The sequence below is a fragment of the Streptomyces sp. JLYT201 genome (assembly GCF_059448825.1).
Genome location: NZ_CM182551.1, coordinates 3,032,889 through 3,050,869, shown reverse-complemented (window position 1 = coordinate 3,050,869; position 17,981 = coordinate 3,032,889). Strand labels below are relative to the sequence as shown.

General features: G+C 70.5%; 9 protein-coding genes, 1 tRNA gene and 1 rRNA gene. 10 read left to right on the top strand and 1 reads right to left on the bottom strand.

Translation table 11 applies throughout. The features are described 5' to 3' along the window. The first annotated feature begins 31 nt into the window (after window positions 1-31). The 3 genes from rrf to AC5WAM_RS11980 all read left to right on the top strand — a co-directional run bounded on the left by rrf (window position 32) and on the right by AC5WAM_RS11980 (window position 1,089). A 5S ribosomal RNA gene (rrf, locus tag AC5WAM_RS11990) occupies window positions 32-148 on the top strand. A gap of 115 nt (window positions 149-263) precedes the next feature. Next, complete coding sequence (locus AC5WAM_RS11985; protein WP_495523569.1) at window positions 264-926, top strand: DegT/DnrJ/EryC1/StrS family aminotransferase; 663 nt, start codon at window positions 264-266, stop codon at window positions 924-926. 87 nt (window positions 927-1,013) lie between these two features. Continuing rightward, window positions 1,014-1,089, top strand: a tRNA-Thr gene (locus AC5WAM_RS11980). Window positions 1,090-1,181: 92 nt separating this feature from the next. On the opposite strand, the gene AC5WAM_RS11975 is transcribed toward AC5WAM_RS11980, so the two are convergent. Continuing rightward, complete coding sequence (locus AC5WAM_RS11975) at window positions 1,182-3,842, bottom strand: SpoIIE family protein phosphatase (RefSeq protein WP_495522588.1); 2,661 nt, start codon at window positions 3,840-3,842, stop codon at window positions 1,182-1,184. A 256-nt stretch (window positions 3,843-4,098) separates the two neighbouring features. Here AC5WAM_RS11975 and AC5WAM_RS11970 point away from each other — a divergent pair, with 256 nt between their 5' ends. From AC5WAM_RS11970 to AC5WAM_RS11940, 7 genes are all read left to right on the top strand, one after another. After that, on the top strand, window positions 4,099-9,612 hold the full coding sequence (locus tag AC5WAM_RS11970) for a HAMP domain-containing protein (RefSeq protein WP_366794190.1): 5,514 nt from the start codon (window positions 4,099-4,101) through the stop codon (window positions 9,610-9,612). Between the two features lie 301 nt (window positions 9,613-9,913). Further along, complete coding sequence (locus AC5WAM_RS11965) at window positions 9,914-10,597, top strand: response regulator (RefSeq protein ID WP_138962150.1); 684 nt, start codon at window positions 9,914-9,916, stop codon at window positions 10,595-10,597. A 244-nt stretch (window positions 10,598-10,841) separates the two neighbouring features. Continuing rightward, entirely contained in the window at window positions 10,842-13,643 is a 2,802-nt protein-coding gene (locus AC5WAM_RS11960) for a DNA translocase FtsK (RefSeq protein WP_495522587.1), read from the top strand. A 292-nt stretch (window positions 13,644-13,935) separates the two neighbouring features. After that, window positions 13,936-14,832, top strand: a complete 897-nt coding sequence (locus tag AC5WAM_RS11955) for a helix-turn-helix domain-containing protein (protein WP_495522586.1) — start codon at window positions 13,936-13,938, stop codon at window positions 14,830-14,832. 94 nt (window positions 14,833-14,926) lie between these two features. Further along, window positions 14,927-16,426, top strand: a complete 1,500-nt coding sequence (gene rimO / locus AC5WAM_RS11950; RefSeq protein ID WP_495522585.1) for a 30S ribosomal protein S12 methylthiotransferase RimO — start codon at window positions 14,927-14,929, stop codon at window positions 16,424-16,426. Beyond that, complete coding sequence (pgsA, locus tag AC5WAM_RS11945; protein ID WP_495522584.1) at window positions 16,423-17,244, top strand: CDP-diacylglycerol--glycerol-3-phosphate 3-phosphatidyltransferase; 822 nt, start codon at window positions 16,423-16,425, stop codon at window positions 17,242-17,244. The genes rimO and pgsA overlap by 4 nt, the downstream gene beginning before the upstream one ends. Before the next feature lie 35 nt (window positions 17,245-17,279). Next, window positions 17,280-17,888: a CinA family protein gene (locus AC5WAM_RS11940; RefSeq protein WP_495523568.1), complete on the top strand. Its 609-nt coding sequence runs from the start codon at window positions 17,280-17,282 to the stop codon at window positions 17,886-17,888. Window positions 17,889-17,981 lie beyond the last annotated feature (93 nt).

Genomic DNA, 17,981 nt, shown 5'->3' with positions numbered 1-17,981 from the left:
TGTGGTGCGGTAGTTCACAGTTTCATAGTGTTTCGGTGGTCATAGCGTGAGGGAAACGCCCGGTTACATTCCGAACCCGGAAGCTAAGCCTTACAGCGCCGATGGTACTGCAGGGGGGACCCTGTGGGAGAGTAGGACGCCGCCGAACAAACTTTGATAAGAGCTGGTCCCTGAACTTCGGTTCAGGGACCAGCTCTTTTTTGTTTTGCGTTACTTGCCGTTCACGTTGCGCGATCAGCATCCGTCACATGGGGACAGAAGCGTTGCTCAGAGCGGCAGGCGTAGGCAGCGGCGACGAGGTCGTCGTACCCGCGTACGGGAGTTCCTCGGTCGCCGAAGCCGTGATCTCCGCGGGAGCCATGCCGGTGTTCGCCGACATCGACCCGGTCACGTACTGCCTTGACGTCGACGCGGTCGACGCCGTCCGCACCGAGCGCACAGCGGCTGTCGTCGTCGTACGGCGCTTCGGGGGCCAGGCCGACATGCCGCGGATGCACGCGCTCGGGCAGCGGCACGGGATGCTGGTGCTCGAAGAAGGTGAACAGGGCGCGACGTACGACGACGTCGCACGGCGGCGGACGCACGCTGCGTACCTCACCGCCCGGCTGAAGGGCGTGCACGCCCCCGCCGGCGGCGAGAGCCACAGCTACCAGCAGTACGTCGTCCGCGTACCCGGCAACGGGCGGCCGGACCGGGACGCCTTCGCGCGGGTCCTGCGGGCCAAGGGAGTCGACTGCCGGGTGCCCGTGAAGACGCCGCTGCACCGGACGCCGCAGTTCTGGCGGGACGTGGAGCTGCCGGAGACGGAGCGGGCCGCGGACGAGACGCTGGCGCTGCCCGTCGACGCCTGGCTGTCCCGACGCGACCTCCAGCGGATCGTATCGGCGTGCAACGCGCTCGGAGGATTGCTCCAGCCGGCGTTCTAGCCACTGAAGCAGGGTGGTTCGAGACCACCGGATGTTCGGGTATGATTTATTTCGTTGCCGCGCGGAAAACCGCGAAAAGCGCAACTGGCCCCTATAGCTCAGTCGGTAGAGCGTCTCCATGGTAAGGAGAAGGTCAGCGGTTCGATTCCGCTTGGGGGCTCCATTCGAAAAGGCCACCGCCTCGCAGGCGGTGGCCTTCTTCGCTTCCCGGGCCCCTCCCCGTGGCCTTGCACGCGCGGCGACGGGCCCGGGAGTTCAGCTGTGGAGTTCCGGGACGCGCATCGCCAGGATCGCCATGTCATCCGACGGCGCGTCCGTCGCGAAGCGCTCCACCGCGCGCATGATGCGCGCCGCCACCGCGCCCGCCGTGAGCCCCGTACAGGTCGTGAGGACGTCCGCGAGGCCGTCGTCGCCCAGCATGCGGGTGCCCTCGCGGCGCTCGGTGACGCCGTCGGTGACGCAGAGCAGGACGTCGCCCGGGTCGAGCGTCATCGTCTGCTCGTACAGGTCGAGGTCCTCCATGACGCCGAGCAGCGGCTGCGGCTCCGCGTACGGCTCGACCGTGCCGTCCTGGCGCAGACGCAGCGGCAGCGGATGGCCCGCACAGACGATCTTCAGGACCGCGGAGCCGTCCTCCTGGGGCCGCAACTCGCCGTACAGGAGAGTGAGGAAGCGGCTGCGGGCGCCCTCGTCGAGGATCGCCGCGTTCAACCGCTCCAGGACCGCGGGGCCGCCGAAGCCCTCGCGGGCGAGGAGGCGCAGCGCGTGCCGGGCCAGGCCCGTCACGGCGGCCGCCTCGGGGCCGGTGCCGCACACGTCGCCGATGGCGAAGCCGTAGGCGCCGTCGCGGATGGGGAACAGGTCGTAGAAGTCGCCGCCGACCTCGTTGCCCTCGCCCGCCGCGCGGTAGATGACGTCGACCTCCACGCCGGGGACCTGGGGCAGGCCGGGCGGGAGCAGGCTGCGCTGGAGGGACTGGCTGATGGCCGTGCGCTCCGAGTACAGCCGGGCGTTGTCCAGGGCGAGGGCGGCCCGGCGGGACAGGTCCTCGGCGAGCTCCAGGATCTCCTGGCGGAAGTGCTCGTCGGCGGGCTTGCCGAGCGTGAGCATGCCGATGACGCGGTTGCGGGCGACCAGGGGCAGGACGACCGTCTCGCCGCCCACCGCGGACGCCGTGGACAGCGAGGTGCCGATGCCGCCCACGGCCGACACGGGCTCGCCGAGGCCGAGATTGCGCATGGAGTTGCGCAGCGCGGACTGGTGGGCGGCCTCGGACGGGGCCTTCCAGATGCGGGCGCCCGGAGTGGGCACCGGTTCCGGCGGGTCGACCTTCTTGAGGAGCGCTTTCAAGCCGTCGATGCGCTCCTCGTCCTCGTGCAGGACGTACGAGAGGTACGGCTCCGAGGCCTGGTCGGCGATGGTGTAGACGGCGCACCAGGTGGCGAGCGTGGGGACCGTCATCTGTGCCATGAGGGCGAGGGTCTGGTCCCGGTCGAGCGTGCCCGCGAGCAGGTCGGAGGCCTCGACGAGGAAGGAGAGCGAGCCGCGGCGCAGCCGCTGCAGATCGCCGAGCCGGGCCGACTCGATGCCGAGGGCGATGCGGTCGGCGGCGAACTGCAGGCGCAGGGCCTCCTCGTTCGAGTACCGGTTCGGCGCCTCGGCGGCGACGCCGAGGGAGCCCGTGAGGCGGCCCTCGACCTTCAGGGGGACCGTGACGACCGAGCGCATGCCCGTGCTCTTCAGGAGGGGCACCGCGTCCGGGACGACCGTGAGGTCCTCGTGGACGGCGGGCATGCGGGCGGAGCCGTAGCGCCCGGTGCCCGCCTCCACGGGGACGCGGGCGAAGCGCTGGCGGGCGGAGGGCAGGCCGGTGGAGGCGCGTACTTCCAGTTCCGTCTCGTCGTCCGTGGCCAGGAGCAGGAAGGCCGCGTCGCCGTCGAGCATGTCGCGGGCGCGCTCGACGGTGCGCTGGAGCAGGCCGTCCAGGTCCTCGGGCGTGGGGGTGCCGATGAAGACCTCGAAGGGGTCGGCGGCGTGCGGCTCGCTGAGGGCGCCGGACTCCGGCGACGGGCCGCGCAGCGGGGTCTGCAGGACGGCGCGCTCGTCGTCGCGGACCAGCAGACAGACCGTGGAGGGCTCGCCGTCCGTGTCGCGGACGCGCAGGTGGGAGGCGTAGACGGGGATGACGCGGCCGCCGGCGTCGCGGATGCCGTAGCTGCCCTCCCAGCGCGAGAGCTGGAGGGCGTCGGCGATGCCGGTGCTGGTGCCCGGGGTGTGCGGCCAGGCGGCGAAGTCGGTGAGGGGCTTGCCCGTGACCTGCTCGGCGACGTACCCGAAGAGTTCCTCCGCGTCCTCGTTCCAGCCGGAGATGGCGCCCGCGCGGTCGATCTGGACGACGGCGACGCGGACCCGGCCGTCGGTGATCGGGAGCAGGTCGGGCGGCAGCGTCGGACCGGCGGCGCGGGTGCCCACGGGGCGGTCGGGCAGGTCGAGTTGGAACCAGACCTGCTTGTGCGTGGGGGTGTAGTCGACGCCCCAGCGGGTGGCGAGCGCGGCGCAGAGCTGGAGGCCGCGGCCGCCCTCGCGGTCGGGGCTGCCCATGGTCGCGGGGGAGTTCTGGAGGGGGATCTCGCGCTCGGGATAGCGGTCGGAGACCTCGATGCGGACGGTGTCGTCGGTACGCAGGCACTGGACGTCGGCGGCGGTGCCCGCGTGCACGACGGCGTTCGTGACCAGCTCGCTGGTCAGGACGACCGCGTCGTCGACGATGTCCGAAAACCCCCACCCCTGAAGGGTGTCCCTGACGAACGAGCGGGCCGTCGCGACGGAACGCCCGACGGGTTCGAAAGTCGCAGCCGCGCGCGCGGTGATCACAGAGCTCCTCGTCCGTTGTCCCCCGGGAATCTGCAGTCCCATGGTGCGGCCGCCCCTCCGATGCCCGCTGAATATGTGTGCCACCGCCCTGGCCGGGCAGGACCGGGGTGGTTGGACAGCCGGATGCCAGGTTACTTACCTTCGCCGTCCATGCTGATGCCGGTCGCCAGTGTTTCCGCCCGGAGGGTGTGCGGACGGTGTGCGAAGCTGCCGAACTGTTATGGCCTGGTTCGGCCGTGGTGAAACACTGGGCAGGCTTGAGACGAGCAGTACGGTCGACCCTTGCGGGAGGGACACAGTGGAGTCTGGCGCTGCGACGCGGGGCAGTAAGACGCGCGCGAAAGACGGACGGTCCCTGAACGGTCAGCGCAAGCCGCGGAACGGGACGACGGTCACGGTGGAGGCGGCGGCCCTGAACAGGCTGCTGACCGCGCTTGTGGCCATGCGGGACGGGAATTTCCGCAAACGGCTCACGGTCACGGGCGACGACGCGATGTCGGAGATCGCCGCCGTTTTCAATGAGGTCGCGGACCGTAATCTGCACCTCACCGGAGAGCTGTCGCGGGTGCGGCGCACGGTGGGGCGTGAGGGCAAGCTCACAGAGCGGCTCCAGGCCGGGGCGATGGAGGGTTCCTGGGCGGCCGCGATCGACGCGGCGAACGACCTGGTCGACGATCTCGTACGACCGGTCTCCGAGGTCGGCCGGGTGCTCTCCGCGGTCGCCGACGGCGATCTGGAGCAGCGCATGGAGCTGCGCGCGCACGTGGCGGACGGCAACGGCCATCCGCTGCGCGGCGAGTTCCTGAAGGTCGGGCGCACGGTCAACAACCTGGTGGACCAGCTGTCCACGTTCACCGACGAGGTCACGCGCGTGGCCAGCGAGGTGGGCACGGAGGGCAAGCTGGGCGGGCAGGCCCGGGTGCGCGGCATGTCCGGTTCGTGGAAGGACCTCACGGACTCGGTCAACACGATGGCGTACCGCCTGACGGCGCAGGTGCGGGACATCGCGCTGGTGACGACCGCCGTGGCGAAGGGCGACCTGTCCCGGAAGGTCACGGTGCACGTGGCCGGTGAGATGCTGGAGCTGAAGAACACCGTCAACACGATGGTGGACCAGCTGTCCTCGTTCTCCTCGGAGGTCACGCGCGTCGCGCGCGAGGTCGGTACGGAGGGCGAGCTCGGCGGGCAGGCGCAGGTGCCGGGCGTCGCGGGCGTGTGGAAGGACCTCACGGATTCGGTCAATCTGATGGCCGGGAACCTGACGGCGCAGGTGCGCGGCATCGCCCAGGTCACGACGGCGGTCGCCAACGGCGATCTGTCGCAGAAGGTACGGGTGAGCGCGCGCGGCGAGGTGGCGCAGCTCGCCGGGACCATCAACCAGATGACCGAGACGCTGCGGACGTTCGCCGACGAGGTCACGCGCGTGGCCAACGAGGTCGGCGCGGAGGGCCAGCTCGGCGGCCAGGCCAACGTGCCGGGCGCGGCCGGCACCTGGAAGGACCTGACGGACTCCGTCAACACGGTCTTCCGGAACCTGACGACGCAGGTCCGTGACATCGCCACGGTGACGACGGCGGTGGCGAACGGCGACCTGTCGCAGAAGGTCACGGTCGACGTCGCGGGCGAGATGCTCGAACTCAAGAACACCGTGAACACGATGGTGGACCAGCTGTCGTCCTTCGGTGACGAGGTGACCCGGGTGGCGCGCGAGGTCGGCGCCGAGGGCCAGCTCGGCGGCCAGGCACAGGTGCCGGGCGCCGCGGGCACCTGGAAGGACCTCACCGACTCGGTGAACACCGCCTTCCGCAACCTCACGGGCCAGGTCCGCAACATCGCGCAGGTGACGACGGCGGTGGCCAACGGCGACCTGTCGCAGAAGGTCACCGTGGACGTCTCCGGCGAGATGCTCCAGCTGAAGAACACCGTGAACACGATGGTGGACCAGCTGTCCTCGATGGCCGACCAGGTCACGCGGATGGCCCGGGACGTGGGCACCGAGGGCCGGCTGGGCGGTCAGGCGCGCGTGGACGGCGTGAGCGGCACCTGGAAGGAGCTGACGGACTCCGTCAACTTCATGGCGGGCAATCTGACCTCCCAGGTCCGCCAGATCGCGCAGGTGACGACGGCGGTGGCGCGCGGCGACCTCTCCCAGAAGATCGACGTGGACGCGCGCGGCGAGATCCTGGAGCTCAAGAACACCATCAACACCATGGTCGACCAGCTCTCCGCCTTCGCCGACCAGGTGACGCGCGTCGCCCGGGAAGTGGGCACGGAGGGCAGGCTCGGCGGCCAGGCGCAGGTCCCCGGCGTCGCGGGCGTGTGGCGCGACCTCACGGACTCCGTGAACGGCATGGCGGGCAACCTCACCGCGCAGGTCCGCAACATCGCGCAGGTCGCCACGGCGGTGGCGCGCGGCGACCTGTCGCAGAAGATCGACGTGGACGCGCGCGGCGAGATCCTGGAGCTGAAGAACACCCTCAACACGATGGTGGACCAGCTCTCCGCCTTCGCGGAGCAGGTGACGCGCGTCGCCCGCGAGGTGGGTACGGACGGCATCCTGGGCGGTCAGGCCGAGGTGCAGGGCGTGTCGGGTACGTGGAAGGACCTGACGCAGTCCGTGAACGGCATGGCGAACAACCTGACGCTCCAGGTCCGCAACATCGCGGAGGTCACGACCGCCGTCGCCCGCGGCGATCTGTCCAAGAAGATCACTGTCGACGCCAAGGGCGAGATCCTCGAACTCGTCACGACCGTGAACACGATGGTCGACCAGCTGTCGTCGTTCGCCGAGCAGGTCACGCGGGTGGCCCGTGAGGTGGGCACCGAGGGCAAGCTGGGCGGCCAGTCCCGGGTCCCGGGCGTCACGGGCATCTGGAAGGACCTCAGCGACAACGTCAACCTGATGGCCAACAACCTGACCATGCAGGTGCGCAACATCTCCCAGGTCGCCGCGGCCGTCGCCAACGGCGATCTGACGAAGACCGTGACGATCGAGGCGCGCGGCGAGGTCGCGCAGCTCGCCGACACCTTCAACACCATGGTGAAGACGCTGAGTTCGTTTGCCGACCAGGTCACCAAGGTGGCCCGCGAGGTGGGCACGGACGGCATCCTCGGCGGCCAGGCCCGCGTCCCGGGCGTCTCGGGCACGTGGAAGGACCTCACCGAGTCCGTCAACGGCATGGCGTCCAACCTGACCGGTCAGGTCCGCAACATCGCGATGGTCACGACGGCCATCGCCAAGGGCGACCTCACCAAGAAGATCGACATCGACGCGCGCGGTGAGATCCTGGAGCTCAAGACGACCATCAACACGATGGTCGACCAGCTGTCGTCCTTCGCCGAGGAGGTCACCCGCGTCGCCCGCGAGGTGGGCACCGAGGGCCAGCTGGGCGGCCAGGCGCGGGTACGGGACATCGACGGCACCTGGCGCGACCTCACGGAGTCCGTGAACGAGATGGCCGGGAACCTCACCCGGCAGGTGCGCGCGATCGCGGCCGTGGCCACCGCGGTGACCCGCGGCGATCTCAATCTGAAGATCGACGTGGACGCGGCGGGGGAGATCCAGGTCCTCCAGGACAACATCAACACGATGATCGCGAACCTCCGCGACACCACGCTCGCCAACAAGGAGCAGGACTGGCTCAAGGGCAACCTGGCCCGCATCTCCGGTCTGATGCAGGGCCGCCGCGACCTGGAGGACGTCGCCTCGCTGATCATGAGCGAGCTGACGCCGGTGGTCTCGGCGCAGCACGGCGCGTTCTTCCTCGCGATGGCCACCGACGACGCGAACGACCCGGGGCGCGACGAGGACGCGTACGAACTGCGGATGCTGGGCAGCTACGGCTACTCGATGGGGTCGATGCCCACGTCGTTCCGGCCCGGTGAGACGCTGATCGGCACGGCCGCCAAGGAGCGCCGCACGATCCTCGTGGAGAACGCGCCCTCGGGCTATCTGCGCATCGCCTCCGGACTCGGCGAGGCGCCCCCGGCGCAGGTCATCGTGTTGCCGGTGCTCTTCGAGGGCAAGGTGCTCGGGGTGATCGAGCTGGCGTCGTTCCAGCCGTTCACGCAGATCCAGAAGGACTTCCTGAGCCAGATCGCCGAGATGATCGCGACGAGCGTCAACACCATCAGCGTCAATACGAAGACGGAGATGCTGCTCAAGCAGTCGCAGGAGCTGACCGAGCAACTGCGCGACCGCTCCGAGGAGTTGGAGAACCGGCAGAAGGCGCTCCAGGACTCCAACGCCGAGCTGGAGGAGAAGGCCGCGCTGCTCGCCCAGCAGAACCGCGACATCGAGGTGAAGAACACCGAGATCGAGGAGGCCCGGCAGGTCCTCGAGGAGCGTGCCGAGCAGCTCGCGGTGTCGATGCGCTACAAGTCCGAGTTCCTGGCGAACATGTCGCACGAGCTGCGGACGCCGCTCAACTCGCTGCTGATCCTCGCCAAGCTGCTCGCGGACAACGCCGACGCGAACCTCACCCCCAAGCAGGTGGAGTTCGCCGAAACGATCCACGGGGCGGGCTCGGACCTGCTCCAGCTGATCAACGACATCCTGGACCTGTCGAAGGTCGAGGCGGGCAAGATGGACGTCAGCCCGACGCGCATCGCGCTCGTCCAACTCGTGGACTACGTAGAGGCCACTTTCCGTCCACTGACCGCCGAGAAGGGGCTCGACTTCTCCGTACGCGTATCGCCGGAGCTGCCCGCGACGCTGCACACGGACGAACAACGTCTCCTTCAGGTACTGCGCAATCTGCTGGCCAACGCGGTCAAGTTCACCGACACCGGTGCGGTGGAGCTCGTCATCCGGCTCGCCAGCAACGACGTGCCGAACGCGATCCGGGAGCAGCTCCTGGAGGCCGGTTCGCTGCGCGACCCGGACGCCGATCTGATCGCCTTCTCCGTGGCGGACACCGGCATCGGCATCGCGGCCAGCAAGATGCGGGTGATCTTCGAAGCGTTCAAGCAGGCGGACGGGACGACCAGCCGCAAGTACGGCGGCACAGGTCTGGGCCTGTCCATCAGCCGGGAGATCGCCCGGCTGCTCGGCGGTGAGATCCACGCGGCCAGCGAACCGGGCCGGGGCTCCACCTTCACGCTGTATTTGCCCCTGCACCCGAGCGAACTGCCGCCGCAGGGGTACGCCCAGCTCGCGTCGCCCGCCGCGCCCGCGCTGCCCGCCCTGGAGAGCCTGACCGAGGCCGCGGGGAACGCGGCCGGCGACACCGCGGCTCCCGGTACGGCGCGCTCGGAGGCCGGGGAGCGGCACGCCGGGCCCGCCGCCCTGTTCCGGCGCCGCCGCCGGGCCGCGCTGCCCGCGGAGCCCGCCGACGGGGTTCCGCAGCCCGGTCCGAGGGCCGGCGGGGCAGCGCAGGAGCAGTGGCAGGAGGGTGCCGCGCAGGACGCGACAGCCACGCGCGCGGGGTTCCAGTTCGACGGCGAGAAGGTCCTCATCGTCGACGACGACATCCGCAACGTGTTCGCGCTCACCAGTGTCCTGGAGCAGCACGGCCTGTCGGTGCTGTACGCCGAGAACGGCCGCGAGGGCATCGAGGTCCTGGAGCAGCACGACGACGTGACGGTCGTTCTGATGGACATCATGATGCCGGAGATGGACGGCTACGCGACGACGACGGCGATCCGCAGGATGCCTCAGTTCGCCGGGCTGCCGATCATCGCGCTCACCGCCAAGGCGATGAAGGGCGACCGGGAGAAGGCCATCGACTCCGGAGCCTCCGACTACGTGACGAAGCCGGTCGATCCCGATCACCTGTTGTCAGTGATGGAGCAGTGGATGCGGACGGAGTGACGGAGCGTGGCCGCCGCCCCGCCCACGGCCGCTCCCGCGGACCGTCGCTGAGGCGCCCGGAGGAGCCGCACCGCTACGCGGAGTTGCTGACAGAGTGTGGCCGAAGCCGTGTAGAACCGCGGTATTCGGGGAACCTTCTGGTCCGCCGCTGCGTTTCTGCTACGTGCACAGTGACATCGCGGTGACAGGGTGTGGCGACGGGCGGGGTGCGGCTACCATGACCGGCACAAGGACGGACGACGCAAGAAAGTCGTCCTCTGGGGCGGCGCCCGGTGTACCGCCGGGGCGAGGAGGGCGGGCCATGGTGCAGAAGGCCAAGATCCTCCTGGTCGATGACCGGCCGGAGAATCTGCTGGCGCTGGAGGCCATCCTCTCTGCGCTCGATCAGACGCTGGTGCGGGCATCGTCCGGGGAGGAAGCGCTCAAAGCGCTGCTGACGGACGACTTCGCGGTCATTCTCCTGGACGTCCAGATGCCTGGCATGGACGGCTTCGAGACCGCGGCGCACATCAAGCGGCGGGAGCGGACCCGGGACATCCCGATCATCTTCCTCACGGCGATCAACCACGGCCCGCACCACACGTTCCGGGGGTACGCGGCCGGCGCCGTGGACTACATCTCCAAGCCCTTCGACCCGTGGGTCCTGCGCGCGAAGGTCTCGGTGTTCGTCGAGCTGTACATGAAGAACTGCCAACTGCGCGAGCAGGCGGCCCTGCTGCGCCTCCAGTTGGAGGGCGGCGGCAAGGCGGCGGCCGAGGACGCCAAGGAGCCCGCCAATCTCCTGGCGGAACTGTCCGCGCGGCTCGCCGCCGTCGAGGAGCAGGCCGAGGCCCTGTCCAAACAGCTCGACGACGACTCCGCCGACGCGGCGGCCGTCGCCACGGCAGCCCATCTCGAACGCAAACTCACCGGTTTGCGCAGGGCTCTTGACGCCCTGGAGCCCGGCACCGGCAGCGGCGCGCCGTCGGTGCCCTCACAGAACTGACGACGGCCCGGACGGCCGCCCGCGCGGTGCCCGGCGTGGTCGCACCACGGTGCCGGGCGCTGCCGCACAGGCGGCGGAAGCAATGGTTCCGTACGATGCGTCGGTGGCTCACGGCAGCTGCCGTGAGCCACCGTCAGCCCTCCTGTGAAGCCTCGTCAGTTCGCCGCCCGCGCCAGGGCGACACAAACGGGTGAAGCAGTAGGCACACGTGTCCACCGTCGCCTCCCCCGGTAATCTCACACCCATGGCCTCACGTCAGTCCGCAGCCAAGAAGACGCCCGCGAAGAAGGCGGCCGCGCCGACCAAGGCTCCGGCGAAGAAGGCCGCCGCCAAGAAGCCGCCCGCCAAGAAGGCCGCGGCGAAGAAGGCGCCCGCCAAGAAGGCCGCGGCGCCCAAGAAGCCCGCCCCGAAGCCGACGCCCGGCCCCACCAACGGCCTCTACCGCCTGGTTCGCGCCATCTGGCTCGGCATCGCGCACGCCGTGGGCGCGATGTTCCGCGGCGTGGGCCGCGGCGCCAGAGGACTGGACCCCGCCCACCGCAAGGACGGCCTCGCGCTGCTCCTCCTCGGCATCGCCCTGATCGTCGCGGCGGGCACCTGGTCCAATCTGCGCGGCCCCGTCGGCGACCTCGTCGAGATACTGGTGACCGGCGCCTTCGGACGGCTCGACCTGCTCGTGCCCCTGCTGGTCGCGGGCATGGCCATGCGCCTCATCCGCCACCCCGAGAAGGTCGACGCCAACGGCCGCATCGTCATCGGCCTGTCCGCGCTGGTCCTCGGCGTGCTCGGACAGGTGCACATCGCCTGCGGCTCGCCCGCGCGCGGGGACGGCATGCAGGCCATAAGGGACGCGGGCGGCCTCGTCGGCTGGGGCGCGTCGACACCCCTGACCAAGGCCATGGGCGAGGTCCTCGCCGTGCCGATGCTGGTCCTGCTGACGATCTTCGGCCTGCTCGTCGTCACCGCGACCCCGGTCAACGCCATCCCGCAGCGCCTGCGTGCGCTCGGCGTGCGCCTCGGCGTCATCGAGGAGCCCGCCACGTCGGAGGAGTACACGGAGTACGCCGAGTACACCGAGGACGACGAGCGGTACGACGACCAGTGGCGTGAGGCGCTGCCCGCGCGCCCCCGCTCCCGGGGCCGCAGGCGGCCCGCTGACGGCCTCCAGGAGCCCTCCCCGGACCAGGCCGAGGAAGAGGCCCTCTCCAAGCGCCGCAGGCCCCGCCGGGCCTCCGTACAGCCCGCCGCGGACCGCCCCATGGACGCGGTGGACGTGGCCGCCGCCGCGGCCGCCGCGCTCGACGGCGCCGTGATGCACGGCATGCCGCCGTCGCCGCTGGTCGCGGACCTCACGCAGGGCGTCTCCGTGGAGCGCGCCCCGCAGCACCCGTCCGGGCCCGTGCCGCAGGATCCGTCCGGGCCCGTGCCTCCCGCGCGCGGTGCGGGCGTCGTGCCGGGCCGCAAGTCCGGGGCCGAGGAGCCCGCGCGCGCCGGCGTCCCCGACCTGACCAAGGCCGCGCCGGAGGAGCCGCGCGACCTGCCCCCGCGCGCGGAGCAGCTCCAGCTCTCCGGGGACATCACGTACGCGCTGCCGTCGCTCGACCTCCTGGAGCGCGGCGGCCCCGGCAAGTCCCGCAGCGCCGCCAACGACGCGGTCGTGGACTCGCTGTCGAACGTCTTCACGGAGTTCAAGGTCGACGCCGTCGTCACGGGCTTCACGCGCGGCCCGACGGTCACGCGCTACGAGATCGAGCTCGGCCCCGCCGTGAAGGTCGAGAAGATCACGGCGCTCGCCAAGAACATCGCGTACGCCGTCGCATCGCCGGACGTCCGGATCATCTCGCCGATCCCCGGCAAGTCCGCGGTCGGCATCGAGATCCCGAACACCGACCGCGAGATGGTCAACGTCGGCGACGTGCTGCGCCTGGCGGACGCGGCCGAGGACGACCACCCCATGCTCGTCGCGCTCGGCAAGGACGTCGAGGGCGGCTACGTCATGGCCAACATGGCGAAGATGCCGCACATCCTGGTGGCCGGAGCCACCGGTTCCGGCAAGTCGTCCTGCATCAACTGCCTGATCACTTCGATCATGATAAGAGCGACGCCCGAGGACGTCCGGATGGTCCTCGTCGACCCCAAGCGCGTCGAGCTCACCGCGTACGAGGGCATTCCGCACCTGATCACGCCGATCATCACCAACCCCAAGCGGGCCGCCGAGGCGCTCCAGTGGGTCGTGCGCGAGATGGACCTGCGCTACGACGACCTCGCGGCGTTCGGCTACCGCCACATCGACGACTTCAACCAGGCCGTGCGCGACGGCAAGCTCAAGACGCCCGAGGGCAGCGAGCGCGAGCTCAAGCCGTACCCGTACCTGCTGGTGATCGTCGACGAGCTCGCCGACCTGATGATGGTCGCGCCGCGGGACGTCGAGGACTCGATCGTGCGCATCACCCAGCTCGCGCGCGCGGCCGGCATCCACCTGGTGCTCGCCACCCAGCGGCCCTCCGTGGACGTCGTGACCGGTCTGATCAAGGCGAACGTGCCCTCCCGGCTCGCCTTCGCCACCTCCTCGCTCGCCGACAGCCGCGTCATCCTCGACCAGCCCGGCGCGGAGAAGCTCATCGGCAAGGGCGACGGGCTCTTCCTGCCGATGGGGGCGAACAAGCCGGTCCGCATGCAGGGCGCCTTCGTGACCGAGGACGAGGTCGCGGCGGTCGTACGGCACTGCAAGGACCAGATGGCGCCGGTCTTCCGCGACGACGTCACGGTGGGCACCAAGCAGAAGAAGGAGATCGACGAGGACATCGGCGACGACCTCGACCTGCTGTGCCAGGCGGCGGAGCTGGTCGTCTCCACCCAGTTCGGGTCCACGTCGATGCTCCAGCGCAAACTGCGCGTCGGCTTCGCCAAGGCCGGCCGCCTCATGGACCTCATGGAGTCGCGCAACATCGTGGGTCCGAGCGAGGGGTCGAAGGCTCGTGATGTTCTCGTGAAACCTGATGAGCTGGATGGAGTGCTCGCCGTACTCCGCGGGGAGGCTTCCTAAAGGTCCGGAAACACCGCACAAGCGCAGGGTCTGACCTCGTACGACGGCCGGGAGCGCCGCGTGCGCGGACCGTCTGGCCCGTACGGGGGCCGAGCTCACCCGTACGGGAACGCAGGCAACCGTTTCCCCTCGGCGTACGTCAAGTTGAGGGAAGCGCAAGACCGTGTCCCCCCGTCAGGATGTCCGGCCATTCTGATGGCGTACAAAGTCCGTCCGCCCGGTTGCCCCACCCTTTCTCAGCCCCCCTAGACTGAATGTCCGGCAGGTGGCTACACGCTCGAAAGGCGCACCCGTGTCCATCGGCAACTCCCCCGAAGACGACCGCCCTTCAGACGACCGCCCCGCAGACGACCGCGCCGTCGCGGACGGACCCGCGGAAGGCCCTGCCCAGGAGCGTCCCGCGGAGGACCGTCCCTCGATCGGCCGCGTGCTCCGGCAGGCGCGCATCGACGCGGGCCTGACCGTCGACGAGGTCAGTACGACCACCCGGGTGCGCATCCCGATCGTGCACGCGATCGAACAGGACGACTTCTCCCGCTGCGGCGGCGACGTCTACGCGCGCGGGCACATCCGTACGCTCGCCCGCGCCGTCCGCATCGACCCCGCCCCGCTGCTCGCCCAGTACGACGAGGGGCGCGGCGGACGGCCCCCGGCGCCGACCCCGGCCGCGCCGCTGTTCGAGGCCGAGCGGATCCGCTCCGAGCCGCGCCGGCCGAACTGGACGGCGGCCATGGTCGCCGCGATCGTCGCCGTGATCGGCTTCGTCGCGTACACCGCGTTCAGCGGCGGGGACGACGACGGCTCGTCGCAGCAGGTCGCCGAGGGCTCCACGCCCACCAGCAGCAAGCCCGCCGAGAAGCCGAGCCCCTCCAAGCCCGCCGACCCCAAGCCGGACCCCTCGGACAGCGCCATCGCCGGTGTGCCCCGGGACAAGGTGACCGTCAAGGTCGACGCCTCCGACGGGCGCAGCTGGATCTCGGCCAAGGACCACAACGGCCGGCTGCTCTTCGACGGCCTGCTCAAGCAGGGCGAGTCCAAGACCTTCCAGGACAAGCAGAGGATCCAGCTCGTGCTCGGCGACGCCGGTGCGATCAGCCTCTTCGTGAACGGCAAGCAGGTCGAGAACGAGTTCGAGCCGGGCCAGGTGGAGCGCCTCACCTACACGAAGGGCGACCCGGAGGTCGGCTGACCAGCGGCGTCCGAGGACCCTTGCCCAGCGCCCGTCGCGAGCCCAGGAACCCTGGCGGCGGGCGCCGACGCATGGACGAAGTAGTCTTGAGACCATGCCCGAACGCCGCACTGTCGCCCTTGTCACGCTCGGCTGCGCCCGTAACGAGGTGGACTCGGAGGAGCTCGCAGGCCGCTTGGAGGCGGACGGCTGGGCCCTCGTGGAGGACGCCGAGGAAGCGGATGTCGCCGTCGTCAACACCTGTGGCTTCGTCGAAGCCGCCAAGAAGGACTCCGTCGACGCCCTGCTCGAAGCCAATGACCTGAAGGGCCACGGCCGCACCCAGGCCGTCGTGGCCGTCGGCTGCATGGCCGAGCGCTACGGCAAGGAGCTGGCCGACGCGCTGCCCGAAGCCGACGGCGTCCTCGGCTTCGACGACTACGCCGACATCTCCAACCGCCTCCAGGTCATCCTGGGCGGCGGCAGTGTCGAGGCGCACACTCCGCGTGACCGCCGCAAGCTCCTGCCGATCAGCCCGGCCGAGCGTCAGGAGGCCGGCACGGAGGTCGCCCTGCCCGGTCACGCCCCGGTCGACCTGCCGGACGGCGTCGCGCCCGCGTCCGGGCCCCGCGCCCCGCTGCGCCGCCGCCTCGGCACGAGCCCCGTGGCCTCCGTGAAGCTGGCCTCCGGGTGCGACCGCAGATGCTCGTTCTGCGCCATCCCGTCCTTCCGCGGCTCGTTCATCTCGCGCCGTCCCTCGGACGTGCTCGGCGAGACGCGCTGGCTCGCCGAGCAGGGCGTGAAGGAGATCATGCTGGTCTCCGAGAACAACACCTCGTACGGCAAGGACCTCGGCGACATCCGGCTCCTGGAGACGCTGCTGCCCGAGCTCGCGGCCGTCGACGGCATCGAGCGGGTGCGGGTGAGCTACCTCCAGCCCGCCGAGATGCGCCCCGGCCTGATCGACGTCCTGACGTCGACGGAGAAGGTCGTGCCGTACTTCGACCTGTCCTTCCAGCACTCCGCGCCCGGCGTCCTGCGGGCCATGCGGCGCTTCGGCGACACCGACCGCTTCCTGGAGCTGCTCGACACGATCCGGAGCAAGGCGCCGCAGGCCGGTGTGCGCTCCAACTTCATCGTGGGCTTCCCCGGCGAGACCGAGGCCGACGTGGCGGAGCTCGAGCGCTTCCTCACCGGCGCCCGCCTGGACGCCATCGGCGTCTTCGGCTACTCCGACGAGGAGGGCACCGAGGCGGCGACCTACGAGCACAAGCTCGACCAGGACGTCGTCGACGAGCGGCTCGCGCGCGTGGCGCGGCTCGCCGAGGAGCTGACGTCCCAGCGCGCGGAGGAGCGCGTCGGCGAGCGCGTCGAGGTCCTCATCGAGGCCGTCGACGACGAGGAGGGCGCCATCGGCCGGGCCGCGCACCAGGCGCCCGAGACCGACGGACAGATCCGTTTCGTGGACTCCGCCCCTGGGGACGGCCTGGAGATCGGCCGTATGGTCGTGGCAAAGGTCGTCGGCACGGAGGGCGTGGATCTGTTGGCTGAGCAGTGCGAGGTCCTGGAGGCTTCCGACCGACCCCATGGAGCCGGTGAAGGGACGGGCAGATGACCCAGGTCCCGGCATCCGCGGCGGGCGGCTCCGGCGCGCCCGGCGCGAAGCCGGTGCGCGGCGGGAAGCTCGGCGCCGCCGCGATGGACCAGGCCAGTCTGTGGAACGTCGCGAACCTGCTGACCATGATCCGGCTGCTGCTCGTGCCCGGATTCGTGATGCTGCTGCTCGCCAACGGCGGGTACGACCCGGCGTGGCGCTCCGTCGCCTGGGCCGCCTTCGCCATCGCCATGATCACGGACCTGTTCGACGGGCATCTGGCGCGTACGTACAACCTGGTCACGGACTTCGGCAAGATCGCCGACCCCATCGCGGACAAGGCGATCATGGGCGCGGCCCTGATCTGTCTGTCCTGGCTCGGGGACCTGCCGTGGTGGGTGACCCTCGTGATCCTCGGGCGCGAGCTGGGGATCACGCTGCTGCGGTTCTGGGTGATCCGCTACGGCGTCATTCCGGCCAGCCGCGGCGGCAAGATGAAGACGCTCGCCCAGGGCACGGCCGTCGGGATGTACGTCCTGGCGCTGACGGGGCCGCTGGCCACGCTGCGGTTCTGGGTGATGGCGGTCGCCGTCGTGCTGACCGTGGTCACCGGGCTCGACTATGTGAAACAGGCCGTGGTGCTGCGGCGGCGGGGCATGGCTGAGGCTGCTGTGACACCTGAGGCTGCTGGGACGTCTGAGGCTGTTGTGGCAGCTGAGGCTTACGAGGTCTCCGAGGCCACTGCGGCCCCTCAGGGCGTCGCTGCAGCCCCTCAGGGCTCCGACGGCTCTGATGTCGCCGAGACCTCCGAGGCAGGGGAGCCGGGGGCGGCCAAGTGAGGTCCCCGGGGCCCGCTGGGAAGGCGGCGGCCGTGGTGGCTGCCGAGACGGGGGCCGCCGCAGGGGCCGCGGCCGAGGTGCTGCGGCTGCTCGGCGAGCGGGGTGAGACCCTGGGTGTCGCCGAGTCGCTGACCGGGGGCCTCGTGGCCGCCGAGGTGACGGCCGTGCCGGGGGCCTCACGGGTCTTCCGGGGGTCCGTGACCGCGTACGCGACGGAGCTCAAGCGGGAGGTCCTCGGGGTCGACGGCGACCTGCTCGCCGCCCGCGGGGCCGTGGACGCCGAGGTCGCCCTCCAGATGGCGGCCGGGGTGCGGCGGCTCCTCGGGACGGACTGGGGGATCGCGACGACGGGCGTCGCCGGGCCCGAAGCGCAGGACGGGCAGCCGGTGGGGACGGTTCACGTGGCGGTTTCCGCAGGTGCGGAAGGTGCGGCCGGTTCTGCCGAGGTCGTTCCCGGCGTTGCGGACGCTGGTTCCCCGCTTCGCTCTGAGGGGAAAGTAGCGACTCTGCGGTTGAACGGAAACCGTACGGAAATCCGTATGGAGAGCGTCCGCGGCGTGCTATGCCTGCTCCTAGAGCAGCTCTCCGGCGAACGCGCCGGGAACGAGCGCGCACAGGATACGGAACAGAACGGGGGGACTTGATGTTTGCAGCCCTGAGTGAACACGACATCGCTCCCCGCACGGCCGCCGCGCGAGGCGGTACGGTGGGGCGTGAAGGATGCGGCTACGCGGTCC

Coding starts and splice junctions, on each gene's coding strand:
- AC5WAM_RS11975 (WP_495522588.1), bottom strand. CDS start 3,842: ATGGGACTGCAGATTCCCGGGGGACAACGGACGAGGAGCTCTGTGATC.
- AC5WAM_RS11965 (WP_138962150.1), top strand. CDS start 9,914: ATGGTGCAGAAGGCCAAGATCCTCCTGGTCGATGACCGGCCGGAGAAT.
- AC5WAM_RS11960 (WP_495522587.1), top strand. CDS start 10,842: ATGGCCTCACGTCAGTCCGCAGCCAAGAAGACGCCCGCGAAGAAGGCG.
- rimO (WP_495522585.1), top strand. CDS start 14,927: ATGCCCGAACGCCGCACTGTCGCCCTTGTCACGCTCGGCTGCGCCCGT.
- pgsA (WP_495522584.1), top strand. CDS start 16,423: ATGACCCAGGTCCCGGCATCCGCGGCGGGCGGCTCCGGCGCGCCCGGC.